General features: G+C 64.3%; 19 protein-coding genes and 1 tRNA gene. 14 read left to right on the top strand and 6 right to left on the bottom strand.

Annotated features, from left to right (window positions below):
- Positions 1 to 79 precede the first annotated feature (79 nt).
- Positions 80 to 1,744, top strand: a complete 1,665-nt coding sequence (locus AC6I9R_RS15750; RefSeq protein ID WP_461426517.1) for an NAD(P)H-hydrate dehydratase — start codon at positions 80 to 82, stop codon at positions 1,742 to 1,744.
- Positions 1,745 to 1,826: 82 nt separating this feature from the next.
- Here the strand turns inward: AC6I9R_RS15750 and AC6I9R_RS15745 are convergent, their stop codons facing one another.
- Complete coding sequence (locus tag AC6I9R_RS15745) at positions 1,827 to 2,318, bottom strand: Hint domain-containing protein (RefSeq protein WP_461426516.1); 492 nt, start codon at positions 2,316 to 2,318, stop codon at positions 1,827 to 1,829.
- A 278-nt stretch (positions 2,319 to 2,596) separates the two neighbouring features.
- Between AC6I9R_RS15745 and AC6I9R_RS15740 the strand changes: the two genes are divergently transcribed.
- A tRNA-Leu gene (locus tag AC6I9R_RS15740) sits at positions 2,597 to 2,680 on the top strand.
- Between the two features lie 244 nt (positions 2,681 to 2,924).
- On the opposite strand, the gene AC6I9R_RS15735 is transcribed toward AC6I9R_RS15740, so the two are convergent.
- The 3 genes from AC6I9R_RS15735 to AC6I9R_RS15725 are packed head-to-tail and all read right to left on the bottom strand — an operon-like array spanning position 2,925 to position 5,718.
- The gene (locus tag AC6I9R_RS15735; protein ID WP_461426515.1) at positions 2,925 to 3,557 is read right to left on the bottom strand and encodes a GntR family transcriptional regulator; all 633 of its coding nucleotides are present in this window, start codon (positions 3,555 to 3,557) and stop codon (positions 2,925 to 2,927) included.
- A gap of 41 nt (positions 3,558 to 3,598) precedes the next feature.
- On the bottom strand, positions 3,599 to 4,630 hold the full coding sequence (locus AC6I9R_RS15730) for a Gfo/Idh/MocA family protein (RefSeq protein WP_461426514.1): 1,032 nt from the start codon (positions 4,628 to 4,630) through the stop codon (positions 3,599 to 3,601).
- Positions 4,627 to 5,718, bottom strand: coding sequence for an isocitrate/isopropylmalate dehydrogenase family protein (locus tag AC6I9R_RS15725; RefSeq protein WP_461426513.1), 1,092 nt, complete (start codon positions 5,716 to 5,718; stop codon positions 4,627 to 4,629). The genes AC6I9R_RS15730 and AC6I9R_RS15725 overlap by 4 nt, the downstream gene beginning before the upstream one ends.
- 130 nt (positions 5,719 to 5,848) lie before the next feature.
- Here AC6I9R_RS15725 and AC6I9R_RS15720 point away from each other — a divergent pair, with 130 nt between their 5' ends.
- From AC6I9R_RS15720 to AC6I9R_RS15685, 8 genes are all read left to right on the top strand, one after another.
- Positions 5,849 to 6,856 carry a Bug family tripartite tricarboxylate transporter substrate binding protein gene (locus AC6I9R_RS15720; RefSeq protein ID WP_461426512.1) on the top strand — a complete coding sequence of 336 codons (1,008 nt, stop codon included), beginning with the start codon at positions 5,849 to 5,851 and terminating at the stop codon, positions 6,854 to 6,856.
- 85 nt (positions 6,857 to 6,941) lie between these two features.
- Positions 6,942 to 7,697 (top strand): hypothetical protein, encoded by a 756-nt coding sequence (locus AC6I9R_RS15715; RefSeq protein WP_461426511.1) that lies wholly within the window; start codon positions 6,942 to 6,944, stop codon positions 7,695 to 7,697.
- A gap of 1 nt (position 7,698) precedes the next feature.
- A complete protein-coding gene (locus AC6I9R_RS15710; protein WP_461426510.1) occupies positions 7,699 to 9,210 on the top strand; it encodes a tripartite tricarboxylate transporter permease in 1,512 nt (503 codons plus the stop codon).
- Complete coding sequence (locus AC6I9R_RS15705; RefSeq protein WP_461426509.1) at positions 9,210 to 9,500, top strand: putative quinol monooxygenase; 291 nt, start codon at positions 9,210 to 9,212, stop codon at positions 9,498 to 9,500. Before AC6I9R_RS15710 ends, AC6I9R_RS15705 begins: the two co-directional genes overlap by 1 nt.
- On the top strand, positions 9,497 to 10,294 hold the full coding sequence (locus tag AC6I9R_RS15700; protein ID WP_461426508.1) for an N-acyl homoserine lactonase family protein: 798 nt from the start codon (positions 9,497 to 9,499) through the stop codon (positions 10,292 to 10,294). Before AC6I9R_RS15705 ends, AC6I9R_RS15700 begins: the two co-directional genes overlap by 4 nt.
- The gene (gene otnK, locus AC6I9R_RS15695; protein ID WP_461426507.1) at positions 10,291 to 11,511 is read left to right on the top strand and encodes a 3-oxo-tetronate kinase; all 1,221 of its coding nucleotides are present in this window, start codon (positions 10,291 to 10,293) and stop codon (positions 11,509 to 11,511) included. Before AC6I9R_RS15700 ends, otnK begins: the two co-directional genes overlap by 4 nt.
- A complete protein-coding gene (otnC, locus tag AC6I9R_RS15690) occupies positions 11,508 to 12,155 on the top strand; it encodes a 3-oxo-tetronate 4-phosphate decarboxylase (protein ID WP_461426506.1) in 648 nt (215 codons plus the stop codon). The genes otnK and otnC overlap by 4 nt, the downstream gene beginning before the upstream one ends.
- 209 nt (positions 12,156 to 12,364) lie before the next feature.
- On the top strand, positions 12,365 to 13,360 hold the full coding sequence (locus AC6I9R_RS15685; protein WP_461426505.1) for a fatty acid desaturase: 996 nt from the start codon (positions 12,365 to 12,367) through the stop codon (positions 13,358 to 13,360).
- A 9-nt stretch (positions 13,361 to 13,369) separates the two neighbouring features.
- On the opposite strand, the gene AC6I9R_RS15680 is transcribed toward AC6I9R_RS15685, so the two are convergent.
- Positions 13,370 to 15,484 (bottom strand): DEAD/DEAH box helicase, encoded by a 2,115-nt coding sequence (locus AC6I9R_RS15680; protein WP_461426504.1) that lies wholly within the window; start codon positions 15,482 to 15,484, stop codon positions 13,370 to 13,372.
- A 152-nt stretch (positions 15,485 to 15,636) separates the two neighbouring features.
- Here AC6I9R_RS15680 and AC6I9R_RS15675 point away from each other — a divergent pair, with 152 nt between their 5' ends.
- From AC6I9R_RS15675 to AC6I9R_RS15660, 4 genes are read left to right on the top strand one after another with little or no spacing between them, the layout of a single operon-like run.
- Positions 15,637 to 17,112 carry a xylulokinase gene (locus AC6I9R_RS15675; protein ID WP_461426503.1) on the top strand — a complete coding sequence of 492 codons (1,476 nt, stop codon included), beginning with the start codon at positions 15,637 to 15,639 and terminating at the stop codon, positions 17,110 to 17,112.
- Positions 17,113 to 17,150: 38 nt separating this feature from the next.
- On the top strand, positions 17,151 to 18,059 hold the full coding sequence (locus AC6I9R_RS15670) for a substrate-binding domain-containing protein (protein WP_461426502.1): 909 nt from the start codon (positions 17,151 to 17,153) through the stop codon (positions 18,057 to 18,059).
- Positions 18,060 to 18,101: 42 nt separating this feature from the next.
- Entirely contained in the window at positions 18,102 to 19,601 is a 1,500-nt protein-coding gene (locus tag AC6I9R_RS15665; protein WP_461426501.1) for a sugar ABC transporter ATP-binding protein, read from the top strand.
- On the top strand, positions 19,598 to 20,560 hold the full coding sequence (locus AC6I9R_RS15660; protein ID WP_461426500.1) for an ABC transporter permease: 963 nt from the start codon (positions 19,598 to 19,600) through the stop codon (positions 20,558 to 20,560). Before AC6I9R_RS15665 ends, AC6I9R_RS15660 begins: the two co-directional genes overlap by 4 nt.
- A 4-nt stretch (positions 20,561 to 20,564) precedes the next feature.
- Here the strand turns inward: AC6I9R_RS15660 and AC6I9R_RS15655 are convergent, their stop codons facing one another.
- Positions 20,565 to 21,605, bottom strand: a complete 1,041-nt coding sequence (locus AC6I9R_RS15655) for an aromatic ring-hydroxylating dioxygenase subunit alpha (protein ID WP_461426499.1) — start codon at positions 21,603 to 21,605, stop codon at positions 20,565 to 20,567.
- Positions 21,606 to 21,729: the final 124 nt, after the last annotated feature.

Below are 21,729 nucleotides of genomic sequence, written 5' to 3'. Positions count from 1 at the left end.
GGGTGAATCTTCGGGTTGCGGTCACTAATTGTGCAAGGCGCTCAAAAAGTAAGCAATAGTGAATCGTGAGGGCCCTTGGGTGGCGGAACTGATCACAGCAGCGCAAATGCGGGCCATAGAGGCCGAGGCCATCGCCTCGGGCCGCGTGACCGGGTTGGAGCTGATGGAACGCGCCGGACGCGGTGTGGTGGAGGCGATCTTCGAGGAATGGCCCGAGCTGGCCGCGACCTCTCACCGGGCCGTGGTGCTGTGTGGACCCGGCAACAACGGCGGCGACGGGTTCGTCGTGGCGCGTTTGTTGAAAGAGTGGGGCTGGGAGGTTGAAGTATTCCTCTACGGCGACCCCGAGAAGCTGCCGCCCGACGCGCGGGTGAATTATGAGCGGTGGTTGAAATTGGCGGACATCCGCGCCGCCGAAACGCTCGACAATGATCAAGCGCTCTACGACATGTTTGAACGTCCGCTAGATCTCTTCGTGGATGCTCTTTTCGGGATTGGCCTGTCGCGTCCGTTGCAGTTGGAACGTCCGGGCAATCCGGACGAGGGCGATCACCCAGACGACATCTTTCTCACTGCTCTGTGCCAATGGATGGAGGTGCCCGAGTTTGATGCCGGCAGCGATCAGACCATCCGATCCGTTGCTATAGACGTGCCGTCGGGACTGTGCGGCGGCAGTGGCCGCGCGTTGGAGGGGGAAGCGTTTCGCGCGTCGTTGACGGTGACATTTCATGCGATGAAACACGGGCACATGATCGGCGAGGGACCATCGCGGTGCGGGAAGATCAAGATCGTCGACATTGGCCTTGAGACCGGATACGGGCCATGGGTCATGCCAGAACGGATCCGGGGGAAGGTGGCTACACCCGGACGAGTGGTTGAGGCGACGACACAGCTGCCACCCAAGTTCGCCGTCTTGAAACTAAGTACCTCGCACAAGTACAACCACGGCCACGCGCTTGTTCTATCGGGCAGCATGGGCCGCTCCGGTGCCGCACGGCTTGCCGCACGCGCTGCGTTGCGGGTCGGGGCGGGGCTGGTGACTGTGGCGGCGCCCGGCTCGGCGATGATGGAATGCGCCACGCAGTTAACGGCGATCATGTTGCGGAAGTGCGACGGGGCGGAGGGTCTTTCGGCGCTGTTGGAGGACAAGCGGTTGAACGCGCTCTGCCTTGGGCCGGGGTTGGGCGTGGGGCAGGGGACCCGCGATCTTGTCGGCGCGGCGCTTGCCGATTCAGACCGTGCGGTCGTGCTGGATGCCGATGCGCTGACCTCCTTTTCCGATGACCCACGCGCCCTGTTCTCCCTGCTCCACGGCAATGTCGTCCTGACACCCCACGGCGGAGAGTTCGCCCGCCTGTTTCCGGATATCTTTGAAGAACTGAACGCGCCCGCCACTCAAGGCCCGGCTTTCTCAAAGGTCGATGCGTCCCGCGCCGCGGCCGCGCGGGCCGGATGTACGGTGTTGTTCAAGGGGCCGGACACGTTGATCGCCGACCCCTCGGGAAGTTGCGCGATCTCTGCTGCCGTCTACGATCGCGCCGCGCCGTGGCTGGCGACGGCGGGATCGGGAGACGTCCTGGCGGGGTTGATCACGGGTCTCCTGGCGCGGGGCCTGCCGCCGACGCTGGCCGCCGAGACCGCCGCGTGGCTCCATGTGGAGGCGGCGCGGGCGTTTGGCCCAGGTCTCATCGCCGAGGATCTGCCCGAGATGCTGCCCCAGGTTTTCCGGGACTTAGGCCTCTGACAAAGAAATGCGGCGCCCAAGTTGGACGCCGCTTTGACATGAGGAAAACCTTTGGGTTGGACGCCTCAGCGCCCACGCGCGATCAAGCTTTGGCTGCCACCTTAGGCTTGTCGGCAGAGGCCAGTTCCAGGCCGTCTGCGTAAAGGATCTCTGGCGCGCCGAGGTAGAGCGACAGCATGATCTGCGGCCCGCTCGTCTCGGTGCGGATGAAATCGCCGTCCACCAGACGGGCCGCCTGCGGTGCGGCAATGTCCTTGCCCCAAAGCGCCTGGGCGCGCCAGTCGCGGATCAGCACCCGCTGGCCGGGCATCAGGGTGATCTCGTTGGCGGGCTTGCCACCAAGCGCGTCAGCCGAGACGACAACGCGGGGCGTGCCCTCAGGCAGGGTGTGGCGCATCACAGCCTTCAGCTTGCGCACACCGCGCCGCGTAATGATGCGGTCGCCGGGGTTGAGAAACTCGACGGGGATCGCCCCGTCCATGGTGAGAACGGTGGTTCCGGGGGCAAGACCAGCCTCACAGGCATGGGTCTTGGCGCCCGCGCGGGCCGTTGGCCGCGGGGTAGATTTGGTCATGGGAGTACCTGCTCGCTCGTTCGGGCATTTGTTGCCTCGTGTTTGTGCAAGCGAGTCTACGGCATCCGCGCCCATCGGGCGAGTGTTTTCTTGAGTGATCAAAGCAGTGTCAGTCATCTGTCTTCCCCTCAGGTTGGTCGGGTGGCAGCCCGTTGATAACCATGTTCTCGCGTCGAAATCGGGCACAATCTGGGCGAAACGAGGTTACGGGTGGGTTAATGCTGGGGTGATTTTTGGTCTCGATTTGAATTGAATGCCCTGTTATGGGCAGCCGCAGTGCGGGTGTGGCGGAATTGGTAGACGCACCAGATTTAGGTTCTGGCGCCTTTGGCGTGGGGGTTCGAGTCCCTTCACCCGCACCAGTTTTTATTTGGCCTACCGCCCTTCGGGCTGCTTGAGGCCTGGGCCCGGGTTCTGGGCTTCCCCCTTCACCCGCGCTACCCTTTACTTGCGCTACCGGCCTTTGGCATGCTTGAGCGCGGGCGATGCCGCGCACTACCAGTACGCCATGTCGCGTAATCCGCTTGTCTTTAGCGCGACAGTTCCACTCTGAACCCGCTCAGCCCCCGCAACTGGGGGGCTCTGCCGAGATCGCCATCAAAGCGCCTAGAGGAAACGCAGCCTGTGGCGCTGGAGAAGATCCACAAGGATCTTCTTGGCGTGGCGGCGGTGTTCGCGGTGGGTGTTGCGGGCGGTTTCGACATCGCCCTGCTTGATCGCCTTGTAGACCTTGCGGTGGTCCTCGTTGGATTTGGTCGGCAGCGGGCGCATGAAGAGCGTCGTGGTGCGAGCCCGCCGGACCTGATCGCTCATCATGTGGACGATCAGGTTGACGCGGCTGTTGCCGCCCAACCGCACCAGTTCTTCGTGAAACCGGTCATCTGCCTTGGCCCAACTCTCCAGGTCGGACGAGGCGAGCGCGATGTCCATATCGTTGATCGCCTGGGCCAGCTGCGCCAACTCGGCCTCGCCGTAGCCAGCCGCCGCCGCGCGTTCAGCGGCGAGGCTCTCCAGCTCGGTCAGGACGTCGTAAATTTCGGCCATATCGTCGGGCGAGAGCGGCGAAATGCGCACCCCTTTGCGCGGGCGCAGCTCTAGCAGGCCTTGGCTTTCCAGCGTCAGGACTGCCTCGCGGACCGGCGTGCGAGACATGTTCAAAAGGCTCGCAAGCTCTGATTCCAGGTGGTCCGTCCCTGCCGCCAGATCGCCAGAGAAAATCCGTTCGCGGAGCTCGCGCAATGCGCGTTGGGAACTGGAAACCGGCTTATCGTCAGTGCGCGTCAAATGTGGTCCAGTCCTTGCTTGCGCCCCGTTTCTGCCGACGCATAAATCGCCTCTTCTATCGCGATGACCGTCAGATAGTCCTCTGCCTCGTTTTCAAGCGGGCGTCCGTCCAACACGCCAGAAACCACGTGGCTTTGCAAGGCGTGAACGCAGTCGCCGCCAAAGCCGTCCCAGGTGTCGGGGGGCAGCAGCGTCTCTTCCCGCAGGCTGCCAAAGGGCCGCAAGGTCACGGACCCGTCGCCGCGCAGCGTCAGCGTGCCCTCGGTGCCCTCGATCAAGCCGATCCCCATCGTGCGGCGCAGATTGTTGGCGGCATGGTCCAGGTTCCGGTTGCCATCAAACATCGCGCGCACGCCATTTGCATGGTCGAACAGGATGACGCCAGCGTCTTCGCCTGCGATCACCGGATTGACCCTGCGCAGGTCCGCGTAGACGGCGGTCGGATTGCCCAGAAGAAAACGAAACGTATCGACCCAATGCACCGCCGTTTCGTGGACAAGGAACTTCGGCATCTGTTGGAAATAGGCCTGCCGGTCGAGGTAGGCGTCCGGGCCCTGTCCGTCGCCGGGACGGAAGCGGAAGGTGACTTGCTGCACCGCGCCCACGCGTTTGGCATCGAGCGCTTGCTTGATCGCGCGGTACCAGGGTTGGAAGCGGAAATTCTCGTGCACGACAATGGTCGCGCTACGTGCCTTGGCTTCCGCCACGATCTGTTCGGCCTCGGTCACATCCTGGCAAAAGGGTTTCTGGCAAATGATCCACTTGATGCCCGCGCCAAGGGCCGTGCGGATGTTTTCGGCATGGGCCACAGGCGGCAGGATGATGTCCAGAAGGTCCGGCGAGGTCTCGGCCAGCATGGTGGCGAGGTCGTCATAGGCGGGAAGCCCGGTGTCCTGTGCCTTGGTGATATCGCGGTTGCACGACCCGACCAGCTCCACGCGCTCCATCCGGTCCCAACTGTTGTAATGGAAACGGCTGAAGTACCCTGCGCCCACGCAGGCAACGCGCAGATGTGTCGGGGGGGTCATCGCGCAAAGACCTCGTCCATGACGGCATTTGCGGCGTCCCGTGTCCCGGCTGCCCCGCCAAGATCTCGGGTCAGAACCTGCGCCCGGGCGATCACCGTCTCGACCGCTTCGCGCAGGCGCGTGCCATCGCGCAGCATCGCGGCGTTGTCGTGTTTGTTGCCAAGCCAATCCAGCATCATCGCCGCCGACAGGATCATCGCGAAGGGGTTTGCCAGACCCTGGCCCGCGATGTCGGGGGCGGAGCCGTGGCAGGGTTGAAACACCGCATGATCGCGCCCGATATCGGCCGAGGGGGCAACGCCCAATCCCCCCATCAACCCGGCGCCGAGATCCGAGAGGATGTCGCCAAACATGTTCTCTGTCACCATCACGTCAAAGTCCCAAGGCTTCTGAACCATCCACAGCGCGGTCGCATCGACATAGGCGTGATCGGCCAGGATGTCGGGGTGGTGCTTTGCTTCAGCATCAAACAATTCGCGGAAGAAGGCAAAGGCGCGGAACACGTTGGCCTTGTCGACACAGGTCACCTTGCCCGGCCCGCGCCCCGTCGCCCGCCGGGTCTTGGCCAGGTCAAACGCGAAGCGGAACAGCTGTTCCGAGATCTTGCGGGTGATCAGCAGCGTTTCGCGCGCCTCGTCCTTGGTGACCTCGCCGCAGCCTTGGGAATGGAACAGGCCTTCGGTGCTTTCGCGGATCAGGATGAAGTCAATCTCGCGGTCGGCGGGCAGGTTCAGCGGCGTGCGCTGGCCCTTTTTCACGGTAACCGGGCGCACCCCGGCATAGAGTGTCAGCGTCTTGCGCAGGTCGATCTGGGGCGAGATTTCCGTGCCATCGGCGTAGCGGACATCGGGCAATCCCATCGCCGACAACAAGATCGCGTCGGCCTCGCGCGCCGTTTTCATCGAATGGGCGGGCAGCGATTCGCCGGTCCTGGCGTAATGGGCGGCCCCCGCGGGCGCGTCGGTGAACGACAGCGCGTAGTCCGGGGTGGCCGCTGCCATCCGGTCAAGGATTTCAAGCGTGGGGCCCATGATTTCAGGGCCAATCCCGTCCCCATGGAACACCGCTACTTCGAAGGTTGTGGTCATTTCGGCCTCTCGTTCATCCGCGTCTCGCTCAGGAATGGTTGCAGAGGACCATCGATGAGTTGACAATGTATCCATTAATGCATACGCAAATAAATGCAACAATGAACATCGCGTCTGGGAGGACCATCAAATGACGACCAACTTTGGAAAACTAGCGGCGATTGCCGCGCTTGCGACGGGGCTTGGCAGTGCCGCGCTGGCGCAGGAGTATCCGTTCCGCGACATCACCACGGCTGTTGTCTGGGGCGCGGGCGGCGGCACCGACAGCATCAACCGCATGATCATGGCCGAGATGGAACAGCACCTTCCGGTCTCGATCAACGTGATCAACCAGACCGGCGGCGTCGCGGGCTCGAACGGGATGGTTTATGTGATGAACCAGCCCGATGATGGCTACACGCTGGTGGGCCTGTCGGAATCCAACGTCACGGCGGCTGTGCAGGGTGGATGGGACCAACGGTTCGACTTCTGGTATCCGTTCATCGTCGGCGGCTCGCCCGACCTGATCTCTGTGCCCGCCGACAGCCCCTACACGACGCTGGAAGAACTGGTCGATGCCGCCCAGGCAGCACCCGGCACGATCCCGGCGGCGGCCTCTGGCGCAGGCTCCATCCACCACCTGAACCTTCTGGCGATCCAGAACGGGGCAGACGTGGAATTCCTGTTCGTGCCCTATGATGGCTCTGCCTCTGGCCAGGAAGCGGCCATGGCAGGCGAGGTCGCGCTAGTCGTGACGTCCCTCGCAGAACAAGCCGCGCTGATCGAGGGCGGGATGCTGCGCCCCCTGGCGATGCTGACGGAGGATAGCGCCGAGATCGCGGGCATGACCGTGCCGTCGGCCTTCGACATCTATGATGGGCTCGACGCCTATCTGCCGCTGATGCAGGCGATCGGCTTTGCCGTCCACAACTCCGCCTCCGATGACGTCAAGGCCGCCCTGGGCGAAGCATTTGAGGCAGCGATTGCCTCGGACGTGGTGGCCGAATGGGCCGCCGCCAACAACTACACCGTGGGCGGGCAGTACGGCGAAGAGGCGCAGGCGATCTTCACCACCCTGGAGGCGAACTTCGCCTACACCCTGCAAGAGCTTGGCGCCACAACGGTTGACCCGGCCAGCCTTGGCATTGAACGTCCCTAACGCGGACGCGCAATGCGATATGAATGGGAAAGCGCGGGTGTGACGCCTGCGCTTTTCGCCACGCCAGTGACAGGACAAACTTGGCATGTCTGAGACGACCCCCGACGACATCGCAACCTTGCGCGCCCGCGACTTCTGGGGCGCGCTGGTGCTGATGGGCGTCTCGCTGTTCTTTCTGTGGAAGACGTCATTCATCCCGCTTTTCGGCGGCAACCGCGCTGGGGTCAGCGGGGCGTCCTGGTACAACTCCGCCGCCATCGTGCCCCTTGGGATATTCGCAGCGCTGTTGATCCTGTCCCTCGTCCTTCTGGTGATCTCGATCCGCGCAGGCGGCGCACAGCGCGCGCTCACCTCGGTCGGCATCGGCTGGGACAGGGGAGAGACGATCCGCTTCACGACGCTCGGGGTGATCTTGTTTTTCTACATCGCAGGCCTGGTGCCCCGGGTCGATTTCATCGCCTGTAGCGGCCTGCTGATCACGGCGCTGACCTTCGGGTATCACAAAGGCCACATCGCCCGCATGATGCTGGCCGCCGCGTCGGTGGCGGTCTGCGGCGCCTACGCCATGGTGATGCATCTGCCGCAATCGCAATGGGGTGCCCATGATGACGACGTGGTCACGCTGGTGGTCTGGGCCGCCCTGACCATCTGCGTTCTGGCCAAGGCGCGCGGCGACGCGGTCCTGAAATCCGTCCCCGTCATCGCGGTGATCGCGCCGGTGGTGCTGGTCTGCGCCATGGCCTTCGGGTTTCGCCAGAACGTGCCGAACCGGGGCGGGCTGATCTTTAGTCAGATCGAGTACCATTACTACGTCACCCTCCGCCCGCTCTGGAGGTCCTGAGATGGAGTTCATCCTCACTCAGCTTTCGGGGTTCGGCGGCGCGTTCTGGGCGCTGGTGATCGACCCGCTGACGTACATCTACCTGATCGTGTCGGTGTTTCTGGGCATCACCTTCGGCGCGCTGCCGGGGCTGACGGCAACGCTCGCCGTGACGATCCTGACCGGCTTCTTCGGCAACAAGGTGCCGCTGGATTACTCCCTGATCGCCCTCCTCGGGGCCTACGTCGGCGCGATTTATGGCGGATCTTACCCCTCGATATTGCTCAATATCCCCGGCACGGCGGCAAGTGCGGCGACCGCGATGGATGGCCACCCGCTCGCCAAAGCCGGGCGCGGCGGCGAGGCCTTGGGCCTGACAACCACCGGCAGTTTTATCGGCACCCTCATTGGCACCATCGCGCTTCTGGTCTTCGTCTGGGTCCTGCTGCTCCTGTCACAAAACATCGCCAGCCCCGAGAAGGCGCTTCTGGCGCTCTTCGGTATCCTGTTGTCGGGCACGCTGATGTCCGAGGATCTGGTGATCAAGGGCTGGATCGCGGGCCTCGTGGGTCTGGCGATGGCGATGGTCGGCCTCGACCCGCTGCTGTCCGAGCCGCGCTATACCTTCGGCTGGTCCTATATGCTCAGCGGGTTTCAGGTGGTGCCGGTCCTGATGGGCGCCTTCGCGATCCCGCAGATCATCGACGGCATGCGCCATATGGATGTGGGGCAAATGGCTGAGCTGAAGGGCCGCATCCTGCCGAACTTCAGGACCATCCGCCGCTATCTGCCGACCATCACCCGCTCGGGCGTGATCGGCACTGGCGTCGGCGCGCTGCCAGGCGTGGGGGAGGATGTCGCGGGCTGGGTCAGCTACGGCGTAGGCAAATCCGTCAGCAAGGAGGGGCATAAGTTCGGCAAAGGCTCCCTCGAAGGGCTGTTGTCCTCAGAAACCGCCAACAACGCCTGCATCGGCGGCGCATTGATCCCGCTTCTGGTCCTCGGAATCCCCGGCTCGCCGCCCGCCGCCGCGCTGATGGGCGCGTTCCGCATCAACAACATCATCCCCGGCCCCACGATTGATCCAGAGATCATCCTGCGTGTCGTGGCGATCATGGTCCTGGCGTCGTTTACCATGTTCATCATGGGCCTCTTCACCGCCAAGGTCTTCATCAAGATCCTGCGCCTGCCGCGCGTCGTGTTCCTGCCCATCGTCATGGTGCTGACCACCATCGGCTCCTTCAGTGTCGGCGGCGGGATCAACGACCTTTACCTGATGCTTGGTGTGGGCTTCGTGGCCTATTTCATGAACCTGCTCCGGTTTCCCATCGCGCCACTTGTCATTGGGGTCATCCTTGGCGGATTGTTTGACGAGACGTTCCGCCGGTCGCTTCTGATCTCGGGCGGGGATGTCTTCGTCTTCTGGTCCCGCCCCGTGGCGGCGGTGCTTCTGATCCTGAACGTCGCCCTGGTGCTCAGCCAGGTGCCCGTGACCAAACGCCTGTTTGCACGCCTCAGAGGGAGGGCCGTTTGATGTATGCCGTAGTCGTGACATTCACGCTGAAAGCCGGGCGGATGGAGATCTTCCTGCCCCCTATGTTGGACAATGCGGCGACGTCGCTGCGTGATGAGGATGGGTGCCACCGGTTCGACGTCTGCACCGACCCCGAGCGCCCGGATGAGGTGTTCCTTTATGAGCTCTACACGGATCGCTCGGCCTTTGACGCGCATCTGCAAAGCTCGCATTTTCTGGCGTTTGACGCCATTGCAGGCCCGATGGTCGCCAGCAAATCCATCGTGACCTACGCCCAGGTGAACCCATGAGCGCGTGGGAAGTCTATTGCATCAAATACGCTGACCGGAACGCCCGAACGCGCGCCGATAGCTTCATTTTCGACGACAATCACGATGCGCCGCACGCGATGGACTACTTCATGTGGCTCCTGCGGCGCGGGGCGGAGGTGATCCTGGTCGACACCGGCTATGATGACGCTGAGGCCCAGGCGCGGGGCCGTCCGATCCGCCTTGATCCTGTCGCCGCGCTTGCCCCGTTCGGCATCGCGCCCGAGGATGTGACCCAGATCATCGTCACCCATCTCCACTATGACCACGCGGGCGGGCTGCATCTGTTCCCCAACGCAAAGCTGCACCTGCAAGCCGCTGAAATGGCCTATGCCACCGGCCCTTGCATGTGCCACGACACCCTTCGGATGCCGTTCACAGCGGATCATGTTTGCGAGGCGATCAAGCGGCTCTATGCGGGCAAGGTCATCTTCCACGACGGCGAGGCCGAGGTGGCCGAAGGCGTTACCGTCCACTGCATCGGCGGCCATAGTCGCGGGCTCCAATGCGTCCGTGTGCGCACTCAGGCTGGGTGGCTGGTGCTGGCGTCAGATGCCGCGCATTTCTACGAGAACGTCATTGCCCGCAAACCCTTTCCCATCGTGGTTGATCTGCAAAACATGCTCGATGGGTTTGAGACGTTGCACCGGCTCGCCTCGTCCCTGAACCTGATCATCCCCGGGCATGACCCCTTGGTCCGCGCGCATTTCCCGCAGGACTTGGCCCCTCACATCCATCGCCTTGATGTTGGCCCCTCAAAGCCTGTCATCCCATGAAGATCGGGGTGATTGCCGATGATTTCACCGGGGCCTCCGACATCGCGCTCACATTGGCCGAGGCGGGTATGGACGTGGCGCAATTCATCGGTGTCCCCAGCGGCCCCGCCGACCCCGCGATTGGGGCAGGGGTTGTGGCGCTGAAGTCCCGAACGGCCCCGGTTCAGGCCGCCGTCGCCCAATCCTTTGAGGCTTGCGACTGGCTGCGTGCCCAAGGCGCCCGGCAGATCGTCCTCAAAATCTGCTCCACCTTCGACAGCACGCCTGAAGGCAACATCGGCCCGGTCCTTGACGCGCTGGCGGATCGGTTGGCGGCGGGCGGTGTCGTGGTCTGCCCGGCCTTCCCCGAGAATGGCCGCAGCGTCTATCAGGGGCATCTTTTCGTCGGTGACAGGCTGTTGAACGAAAGCGGGATGCAGGATCATCCGTTAACGCCAATGACGGACCCTGACCTGCGCCGCGTGCTGGCGGCGCAATCTGCGCGAGCGATCGGCCATATTCCGGCCTCGACGGTGCAAAAGGGGCCCGACGCCATCGCCATGGCCATGGCGCCGTCCGCGCATTTGATCACCGATGCCATCAGCAACGACGATCTGATGCAGATCGGGCGCGCGGCGCGGGGCGCGGCTTTGCTCTGCGGGGGCTCCGGCATTGCCCTTGGCCTGCCTGCCAATTTTGGCGCCACCCCGAAGACCCCGGCATGGCAGGCCGTCACCGGCCCGGGCGCGGTGTTTTCAGGCTCTTGCAGCCGGGCCACCCGCGCGCAGGTGGCTGCCTACCAGAACCTCGCGCCCGCGTTTCAGATCGACGCCGCGACCGCTTGCGCAGGCGGCTACGATGTCAGAAAGCTTGCCGATTGGACCCTGTCGCAAGACCGCGCCCCGTTGATTTTTTCTTCCGCTGACCCCGAGATCGTGCGCGCGGCGCAGGCCGCCTACGGCACCAACACGGCGGCCGAAGCCATCGAGGGGCTCTTCGCGCGCCTGGCCGCCGAGCTGCGCGACAAGGGGTTGCGCCGCCTGGTGGTCGCAGGCGGCGAGACGTCGGGCGCGGTCGTCACGGGCCTGGGCGCAGGGACGCTGACCATCGGCCCGCGTGCGGCGGCGGGCGTCCCCCTTGTGCAGGCGTCCGGCATGGCCCTCGCGCTGAAGTCTGGCAACTTCGGCGGACCTGATTTCTTCGCCGATACCTTGGCGCTGATGGAGACCTCTCAGTGAGCGAGCCGTCGAAACTGCGAGAGGATATCTGCACCCTCGCCAAGTCGATGTTCGACCGTGGCCTGACCACGGGATCCTCCGGCAATATCTCGGCGCGGCTGTCGGATGGCACACTCCTCGTGACGCCGACGGGCCGCGCCCTTGGGTTTCTGGACCCGGCGCAGATCAGTCATCTGGACACGGACGGGCGGCTTTTGTCCGGTAATCCGCCGACCAAGGAAACCCCGCTTCACGCGGCCTTCTACGAGACGCGCAGTGGCACGGGCGCGGTTGTGCATCTGCATTCAACCCATTCCGTGGCGCTTTCGATGCTGCCTGAGACCGACCCCGACAACGTGCTGCCGCCGCTTACCCCCTATTCGATCATGCGGGTGGGCAAGGTGAAGCTGCTGCCCTTCTTCCTGCCCGGCGATCCGGCGATGGGCGAGGCTGTGCGCGGGCTTGCGGGCAAACGCTCTGCCGTTCTTCTGGCCAATCACGGCCCTGTTGTCGCGGGAAAGGACCTATGGGCCGCGGCCTTCGCGATGGAAGAGCTGGAGGAGACCGCCAAGTTGGCGCTGCTCACCAAAGGCCTGTCAGCACGCGCGCTTTCGCCTCAAAACGTCGACCAAATCGTGCGGACGTTTGATGTGGAGTGGGGGTAGACGGGGCAGGGGATCAGGCCTGCCTGCCCATCTGTGATGTTTGAAGATCCGCGGACCCCGGATCACCCATGCATCCGCTGAGGCCTGTTCCCCAAAAGAACCAATTGCCACTTCCCCCCAAATCGATGCGTTCGAGGGGTATGAACGGGGCGTCGAACCTGCCACACACGCGGCAGGACAAATGACGTCCCGACGGATAGGAGACGCATTTGCAACCCTCAGACTGGACCCGAATTCTGGCCAAATACCGCGAGCCGAACCTGTCGCGCAGTTGGTTTGAGGTGGGCGTAACCCTCGCGCCCTTCACCGCGATCTGGGCCCTGGCGTGGTGGGCACTGTCGGTCAGCCCCTGGCTGGCCCTGGGTCTGGCCGTTGCAAATTCGCTGTTTCTGGTGCGGCTTTTCATGATCCAGCACGATTGCGGCCACGGCGCGTTCTTCAAGAACCGCCAGGTGGGCGACTGGCTGGGGCGGTGCATCGGGGTGTTGACCCTGACGCCCTACGACGTCTGGCGGCGCAACCATGCGATGCACCATGCAACGACGGGCAACCTCGACCAGCGGGGAACCGGCGATATGCCGACCCTGACGGTGCGCGAGTTCCGGGCCAAGGGCTGGCTGGGTCGCGGGCTTTACCGACTTCTGCGCAACCCGTTGTTTCTGTTTGGTATTGTGCCGTTCTACACGTTCTTTCTGCAAAACCGCATTCCCGTGGGCGTGATGCGCGGGGGCTGGCGCTACTGGCTGAGCGCGCAGGGAACAAACCTCGCCATCGCCGCAATCCTGGGGGTCTTGCTCTGGTTTGGCGGCCTCAAGGTCGTGTTGCTGATCTTCTTTCCGACCGTCTTTCTCGCCGCCGTTGTCGGCATGTGGCTATTCTACATCCAGCACCAGTTTGAGGATACGGTCTGGGACCGGGACGGCGATTGGACGGTGCAGGACGCCGCGCTCCATGGCAGTTCGCACTACGATTTGCCCGTGGTCTTGCGCTGGATGACCGGCAACATCGGCGTCCACCATGTCCATCACCTGGCCAGCCGCATCCCGTTCTACCGCTTACCCGAAGTCGTTCGCGATCACGACGTTCTGGCGCAATCCCAGCGGATCACCCTTTGGGAAAGCTTCAAATGCGCCCGCCTGCACCTGTGGGACGAAGACAGCCGCAAGCTGATGTCCTTCGCGGACGCCCGGCGCAACGTCGCCTAAGGACGCTTTTCAGGACGGGCCGCGCGTCTTCTTGGGCTTGGGTGCCCGAGGCTTGCGCGGCTTTGGCGCGCCCTTTGCGTTCGCATCGGCTGCGGCAGCGGCGCGGCGCGCCTTGTTCTTCTTGCTGTTGGGCTTGCCTGTCGTGGGTGCCCCCAGCCGCGCGCCCGGCTTGGTGGCCGGGTTGTCACCGGGCCTCGACGGACGCTCAAACCCATCGCCTGCCGCTTTCGACTTATGGCGCGGTTTGCGGGCCTTCCAAGGCTCGGCCTGGGGTAGATCAGACTTTCTGTCATTGCCGCGCGGCGGCGCGGGCTTTCGATCCCCAGCGCCCTGGTGCGCGGGCTTGCCGCCCGGGACCGGTTTCTTAGGCTTTTTCTGGCGCGAGGCGGGGGCGTCGTTCCAGTCAACGGGTTTGGTGGTGCCGGGTTGCGCGGCAGGCGGAGGAGCGGCCCCGTCAGGCGCGGCGGCTTTGCTGGTGCGGCGGTCGTTCGACTTGTTGGTGCGCGGCTTGCGGTCCAGCGGACCATCGGCGCGGGGCGCACGAGGCGCGCGGTCGACGTTGGGTGCGGCGTCCAGACGGGTCAGGGCGGCGCCATCTTCCATCTCCATCTTATGGCCCACGGCGGCAAGAAACCCTTCAACCGCGCTTTCGCGCAGTTCAATGAATGAGGCTTCATGGTGGATACGGATCGCGCCGATATCCTCACGGGTCACGTTGCCGCGCTTACACAGCATGGGCAGCAGGCGGCGGGGTTCCGCGCCCACGGCTTGGCCCCCAGCCAGCGAGAACCAGACGCTCGGCCCGAACGGCTTGCGCTCTGGCGCGGCGGTGATTTCGGACAGTTCCTCGGGGGCAGATCGCTTTTCCCGGTACATCTGCACAAACGCGTTGGCCAGCTGTTCGGCAGAATACTTATCCACCAATTTATCCACAGCCTCGCGGTTCGTGTCCGCAACGGCGGCCTCCCAATCTGCGCCTTCCATCATCCGCGCATCGTCTTTTGCGGTGACTTCCTCGGCCGAAGGGGCATCGGCCCAAACCGCCGTCAGCTTGGCCCACCCCAGTAGCCGCTGCGCCTTCTTGCGCGCCGAGGGGGGGACGATGAGGGCCGAGACGCCCTTGCGCCCCGCACGGCCTGTTCTGCCAGAGCGGTGCAGGAGCGTGTCCTGGTTTGTCGGCAGCTCTGCATGGATGACCAGCTCCAGGTTCGGCAGATCAATCCCGCGCGCCGCCACATCGGTCGCCACACAGACCCGGGCCCGCCCGTCGCGCATCGCCTGCAAGGCGTTCGTCCGCTCAGACTGCGTGAGTTCCCCTGACAATGCCACGACCGAGAAGCCCCGGTTCGACAGCCGCGTCGTCATCCTGTTCACCGTCGCGCGGGTGTTGCAGAACACGATGGCATTGGGCGCCTCATAATAGCGCAGCACGTTGATGATCGCGTTCTCGCTGTCGCGCGCGGAGACGGTCAGCGCCCGGTATTCGATATCCGAATGCTGCTTTTCGCCCGTCGTCGTGGCGATGCGCACAGCGTCTTTCTGGTAATTCTGCGCCAGTTTCGCGATGGCGGCAGGTACCGTGGCCGAGAACATCAGCGTCTGCCTTTGGGACGGGGATTCATCCAGGATGAACTCCAGATCTTCCCGGAAGCCCAGGTCCAGCATCTCGTCGGCTTCATCCAGTACCACGGCTTTCAGCGCCGACAGGTCAATCGACCCGCGCATGATGTGGTCTTTCAGCCGCCCCGGCGTCGCCACCACGATGTGGGCGCCGCGCGCCAAGGCCCGCCGCTCGTCCCGCATGTCCATGCCGCCGACCGTCGAGGCCAGCGTCGCGCCGGCCTGGGCGAACAGCCAGGTCAGCTCTCGCTTCACCTGCATCGCCAGTTCACGCGTCGGCGCGATCACCAAGGCCAACGGCGCGCCCGCGCTCTCGAATGCTTCTGCCTCGCCGAACAGCTGCGGGGCAATCGCCAGGCCAAACCCCAGGGTCTTGCCCGAGCCGGTCTGCGCCGAGACCAACAGGTCCTTGCCCGTCAACTCGGGGTCGGTGACCGCCTGCTGCACCGGGGTCAGGGTGTCGTACCCCTGGGCGTCGAGGGCTTTTTGGAGGGCCTGCTTCACGTCTTATCCACTTTTCACATGTCGGCACGCGGGCGATGGGCCCGCAAAGGCCGGGGCGTACCCGCTTGGCGGGCGGAAGTATAGGGGAGGTCTAAAAAGCGATGGCAGGCGGCGGGCGGTTGCGAAATGGTGGCCGGAGGGGAGGGCACCGCATGGCACGCAGATTGATCCTGGGCATTGATGTCGGCACGACCTCGGTCAAGGCCGGGCTGTTGGACCTTGATGGCGCGGTCGTGGCGTCATTCTCGGAGCCTTACCCGACCGCACGCACCGGCAGCGGCGTGGTCGAGCAGGACCCCCGGGACTGGACCCGGCTGATCGATGCGGCCATCGCGCAGTTTGTGGGCGCGGGGTTCGGGCCGGATATCGCTGCGATTGGCCTGACCTCTCAGGTCAACACCCATGTGTTTGTGGACGCGCATAGCGCGCCGTTGATGCCCGCGATGGTCTGGCAAGACACCCGCGCCGTGGCCGAGGGCGCGGCGTTGGACGCCCGCGTGACGGCGGACCAAAAGATCGCCTGGTGGGGCGCGCCGATGCCGATTGATGCCAGCCACGCGCTGTCCCGCATGGCTTGGGTGGCGCGGCACCGGCCAGAGGTTTGGGAGGCGGCGGCCCATGTTTTGCTGCCCAAAGACTACTGCATCGCGCATCTGACCGGAGAGGTCACGACCGATCCCTTGTCTGCCATCGGGCTGGTGGACGGCGACCTGGGCTACATCCCGGAGGTCCTCGCGCTGGTGCCCGGCGCGGCGGAGAAGGTGCCGCCCTTGGTCCCGGTCACCGACACCGCCGGAACCGGGCAAGGGGCGCTGGAAGGCCGCCCCGTAGTCTCCGGCACGATGGACGCCTGGGCCGGATTGGTCGGGGCAGGGGGCGCGCGGGAGGGTGCCAGCGTTTACCTTTCCGGCACCAGCGAGATCATGGGGATATCGTCGCGCACCGTGGTGCCGACCCCCGGTGTGATCGTCTTCCCGGAATGCGCGGGCATCCGGCTGCACGCTGCGCCAACTCAGTCGGGTGGCGACGCGGCGGCGTGGTTTGCGGCGGTCGCCGGGATCAGCCTGGATCAGATGTCGGGTTTGGCCGCGCAGGCCCCGCAGACCTCGCAGGCAACGATGTCGCCGCTGTTCCTGCCGCAATTGGAGGGGGAGCGCGCGCCGCTGTGGGATGGCGACCTGCGCGCCGCGTTCCTTGGCGTGTCACGTCAGACCAGCCAGGCGGACCTGTCGCGCGCGGTCTTTGAAGGTGTGGCATTCTCTGCGCGGCACGGGTTGGAGGCGCTGCAAGCCTCCGCCGACACCTATAGCGACATGATCACCTGCGGCGGCGGCGGGTTTCGGTCCGACGTCTGGGCCCAAATCCGGGCGGATGTGTTGGGGGTAGAGCTACAGGTCCTCGATAGCGCCGAGCCGGGCGTCGTCGGGGCCGCGACCCTTGCGGCGATCAGCACTGGAGATTTTACGGACATCACCGAGGCGCAATCCGCGCTTGCGCGTTTCGGGCGGGTCTTCGCGCCGGATGCCAAGGCACATGCGGCCTACGATGCCCGTTTCGCCGTCTACAAAGATGCCATTGAGGGGATCGCGGGATTGACCGCGCGCCTCTCTGCGATACCGTCAGGTTAACGGCGTTAACGCCTTTGAATTATTGGGAGGAGAAGACCATGAAATCGACCCTTATCGCGGCATCCGTGCTGGCACTGACAGCGGGCGCGGCGCTGGCGCAGAACGTGGCGGTGATCACGCCCTACCTCGCGCAACCCGGCACGCAGGCCTATGTCGAAGGTTTCGAGACCGCCGCCGCAACCCGCGGGTGGGAGGTGAACGTCGTGGACACCGCCGGTGACGTGGCCGCCGCGATCTCGCGCATCGAAGACGCCGTGGTGCAGGGTGTCGATGCCATCGTCATCAACGTGGACCCGGCACAGGTCGCAGCAGGCCTGCTATCGGCAGCGGATGCGGGCATCCCCGTGGTCGGCATGGACGCGGGCAGTGATCCGCTGGTCGCCGTGAATGTGACCTCGAACGGCTACGCGATGGCAGCGGAAACCTCCGTTTACCTCGCCAACCGGATCAACGGCGAAGGCGCCGTCGTGATGTTCGTCTTCGACGCCTTTCCGCCCGTTCAACTGCGCGGCGTGGTGGCTGACGCCGTCTTCGGCAACTTCCCCGATATCGAGGTGCTGGACCGCGTGACGCCCGACGTCTCGGACGGCGGCATCGCCGACAGCCGCGCCCGGATGGAAGCCATTCTTGCCGCCAACCCCGAGCCCGGCGCCATCGCGGGCGTGTGGGCGGCGTGGGACCAGCCCGCGCTCGGCGCGCTGCAAGCCATCGAGGATGCGGGCCGCGCGGATGAGGGCATCGTGATCACCGGCATCGACGCCAATCCCCAGGCGCGCGATGCGATCGCCATGGGCGGCAATTTTGAGGCCTCCATTGCGCAGGACTTCACCGGCATCGGCGCGACCGCGGCGGATGTCGTGGAAAGCCTGATCGCGGGCGAGGCCCCGCGCGAGAGCGTGATTTTCGTGCCGACGCAATTCGTGACCCTTGCCAACGCCGCGGAATAAGGCGCAGGCCGGGGCTGCCGATTGGCGGCCTCGGCACATTACATGACCCTGATATCCCTCAACAATCTCTCAAAGTCCTATGCCGGGGCGCCTGCGCTTTGCGACGTGTCGCTGGCGTTGCGGGGCGGTCGTGTGCACGCGCTTATGGGTGAGAATGGGGCGGGGAAATCGACGCTGATCAAGCTGATCGCCGGGGTCGTTCGGGCGGATGCAATGACCGTGGAACTGGAGGGGATGCCCGTTGCCTTGAGCCACGCCCAGGACGCCCAAGCCGCCGGATTCCGCTTCATTCATCAAGAGCTGAACATCGTCCCGCAAATCTCGGTGGCCGAAAATATTCTTCTGGGTCAACGGTTTCCGCGCCGCTTTGGCGTCGCCATCGATTGGCCTGCGGTTCGGGCGGCCGCGACGCAGGCTTTGGCAACGCTCGGGGCGGATCACATCGATGTGCGGGCGTTGGCGGGCGATCTGCCTGCGGGCGAAAAAATGTTGATCAAGATCGCCGCGGCCCTGGTCTCCGACGGGGAGGCGCCGGTTCTCTACGTGCTGGATGAACCGACGGCAGCCCTGACTGGCGCGGAATCAGAGATGCTGTTTGACGTCATCGCCCGCCTGAAAGCGCGCGGCGCGGCGGTGCTTTATGTGTCGCATCGATTGGATGAGGTGCTGCGGATTTGCGATGATGTCACGGTGCTGCGCGACGGGCGGCACGTCTCGACAGGGCCTGTCGCCGCGACGTCCAAAGCGCAAATCATCCACGATATGACGGGCCGCGCAGCGACAGATGCTTATCCCGTCCGCACGACGCCCATCGGCGAACAGGTCGTGGCGACGATACGCGACGTCCGCAGCAAGAACCTTAACGGCCTTAACTTTGATCTGCATGAGGGAGAGATTTTGGGGATCACGGGGCTGTCGGAAGCCGGGCAAAGCCAGCTTTTGCAGATGTTTCTGGGACAAGAGCGTGCTCTGTCAGGAACGGCCACGTTCCACGACGCCCCTCTGCCGCGCACGCCCGCGCAGGCATGGGACGCGGGCGTCGCCTACATCCCGCGCGAGCGTCGGGCCGAGGGCTTGATGCTGGAGCGCAGCATCAGAGACAACATCGTGCTGCCGCATCTGAGCGCCTATGGCGCCTTGGCCAACACCCGCGCCGAGACCCGTGACGCAAGCAACCTGGCCGCCAAGACGCGGCTCAAATACGACGCCCCGGACCAGCCTGTGGGGCAGCTGAGCGGCGGCAACCAGCAGAAGGTGGTATTCGCCCGCGCACTTCACGGCACGCCTCGGCTCCTGCTCCTGGATGAGCCCACGCGAGGCGTCGACGTGGGGGCGAAATTCGACATCTACACCCTCGTCCGCGAGTTGAGTGCCAAGGGATGCCCCGTCATCCTGACCTCCAGCGATCTGCCCGAGATCTTGGGGATGTGTGACCGGGTCCTGGTCCTGCAAGACGGCCGCCAAGCCCATTTTCTGGAGGCGAAGGACCTGCAAGCCGTTGATCTTCTGTCCTATTTCTACACGCCTGAGGCGGCCCAATGACCAGCACACTCCGCCAATCCGGCACGCTCGCAGGCTTCGTTCTGATCATCCTCTTCTTCGCCTGGAAGCTGCCCGACACCTTCCTGACCCCGCGCAACCTGATCAACATCACCCAGCAGTTGTCGATGTTGGCGGTGGTGGCGGCGACGATGACCATCGTCATGGTGATGAACGATTTCGACCTGTCAGTAGGCTCGATGGCGAGCCTGTCGGGCATCGTGGCCGCTATGCTGTTCGCGGCGGATTATCCGATCTGGATCGGCCTCCTCGCGGCCCTTGGCGTCGGCCTTCTGGGCGGGCTCTTCAACGGCATACTCGTCTCACTCATCGGCATTCTGCCGTTTGTCGCCACCCTCGGCACATTGACCGTGTTCAGCGGCCTGGCCTTTCTGATCAGCGACGGCCGCACGATCTTTGGCCGCGATATTCCAACCGAATTCTCCGGCTTTGCGCGCGGTGGCGTGCCGCTGGATGCGATAGGTCTTAACGGCATTAACCTTCCCTTCCTGACGCTGACCGCCGCCGCCGTTATCGCGATCTGTTGGTTCACGTTGGAGCATACGACGTTTGGCCGCCGACTCTATGCCATCGGCGGCAACCAAGAGGCCGCGCATCTGGCAGGCCTGAAGGTCAAACGCCTGCGCCTGATCGCGTTTGGCCTCACGGGCCTCGGTGCCGCCATCGCGGGGCTGATGTTCGCGGCCCGGGTGGCCTCGGCCAACCCGACCCAAGGCTCGGGCCTGATGTTGGACGCCATCGCCGCCGTGTTCCTGGGCATGACCATGAGCCGGCGGGGCGAGCCGCGCGTTCTCTACACCCTCGTCGGCGTGCTGATGCTGGGTATCCTCGACAACGGCCTGACCCAGATGCAAGTCGACAGCTATGTGCGCGAGATCCTGGTGGGGTTGATCGTCATCGCCGCCGTCGCCGTGGCGGCGCTGTCCAAAGCCCGGCGGTAAAGGCCTATTCGGCCATCTGCGCGTCGACCTGGCTTTCTTCATTGATCATCGCCTGCAACTGCCGCCGGAACCGCAGCTGCCCGCCATCGATGGGCAGATCGATATGGGGGGAGGTTTTGCTTGCCATGCCCTTTTGCACCTCGTTCAGGACGGCGCGGTCCTCTTCAAAGGCGTGCTGGACGTCGTCGCTCATCATCCGGGACAATGCCGCATCATTGGGGCGAATGTTGCGCAATTGGAACCAATAGTAGCGGGTTTGCCCCTCGGTCGTGGGGGTCATGAAGTTGTAGCTGTCCATGATGAAGGTCTTCTTATGGAGCGGACCATCCACGCCGCCCGTCCCCGCAGGGGTGAACACCGCGCGCACCAGCGCGTGAGAGGGGTAGCGCACCTCATAGTGTTGCAGGCGGTCGCAATTGCCATCGAATTCCACGACCTTCTTGTAGAAGGGCGCGGGCTCATGATCCATCATCCAACGGTGGACGATGACGCCCTCGTCGGTTTTCGTCACCCGTAGGGGCGTGTCTTTGGTGGCGGCGGCAGCGAAGCTGGATTGGTGAACCCACGCGACGTGGGTCGGGTCCAGCAGGTTGTCGCACATCAGAAGGTAGTTGCAGTCCAACTCCATCGCCGCCCCGCGATTGATGCCCCAATCGGGGTTGTCGTAGTTCTCGATCTCGAAGATGTCGGCGGGATCGGCCAGGGCAGGATTGCCCATCCAGATCCAGACCAGCCCGTATTTCTCGGCCAGCGGATAGGCGTGGACGCGCGCGTTGGACGGGATGGCGCCGGCCCCCGGTGCCCAGACGCATTGGCCCGCGCAATTGAACGTCAGCCCATGGTAGCCGCATTCGACCGTATCGCCCTTGATCCGCCCCTTGGACAGCGGCAGCTTGCGGTGCGGGCAGGCGTCTTCCAACGCCACCAACTCGCCGCTTTCAGACCGGAAGATGCAAATCTTCTCTCCCAACACGAGGATCTGCTGCAACTCGGCCGTGACCTCATGGTCCCAGGCCGCCACATACCAGGCGTTTTTCAGAAACATCGGCCTCTCCTTCGCGCCACAAGGTGCCGGGGCAAGGGCGGCCACACAACCCACCGGGGCAAAGAAATTGCCCGGCAGTCAAGGGGATGACTGCCGGGCGGATAAGACGTACGGGAAGAGGACG

Source organism: Gymnodinialimonas sp. (assembly GCF_059726805.1).
Note: the sequence above shows the minus strand (reverse complement) of the source record. Positions and strands in the feature narration are given on the sequence as shown.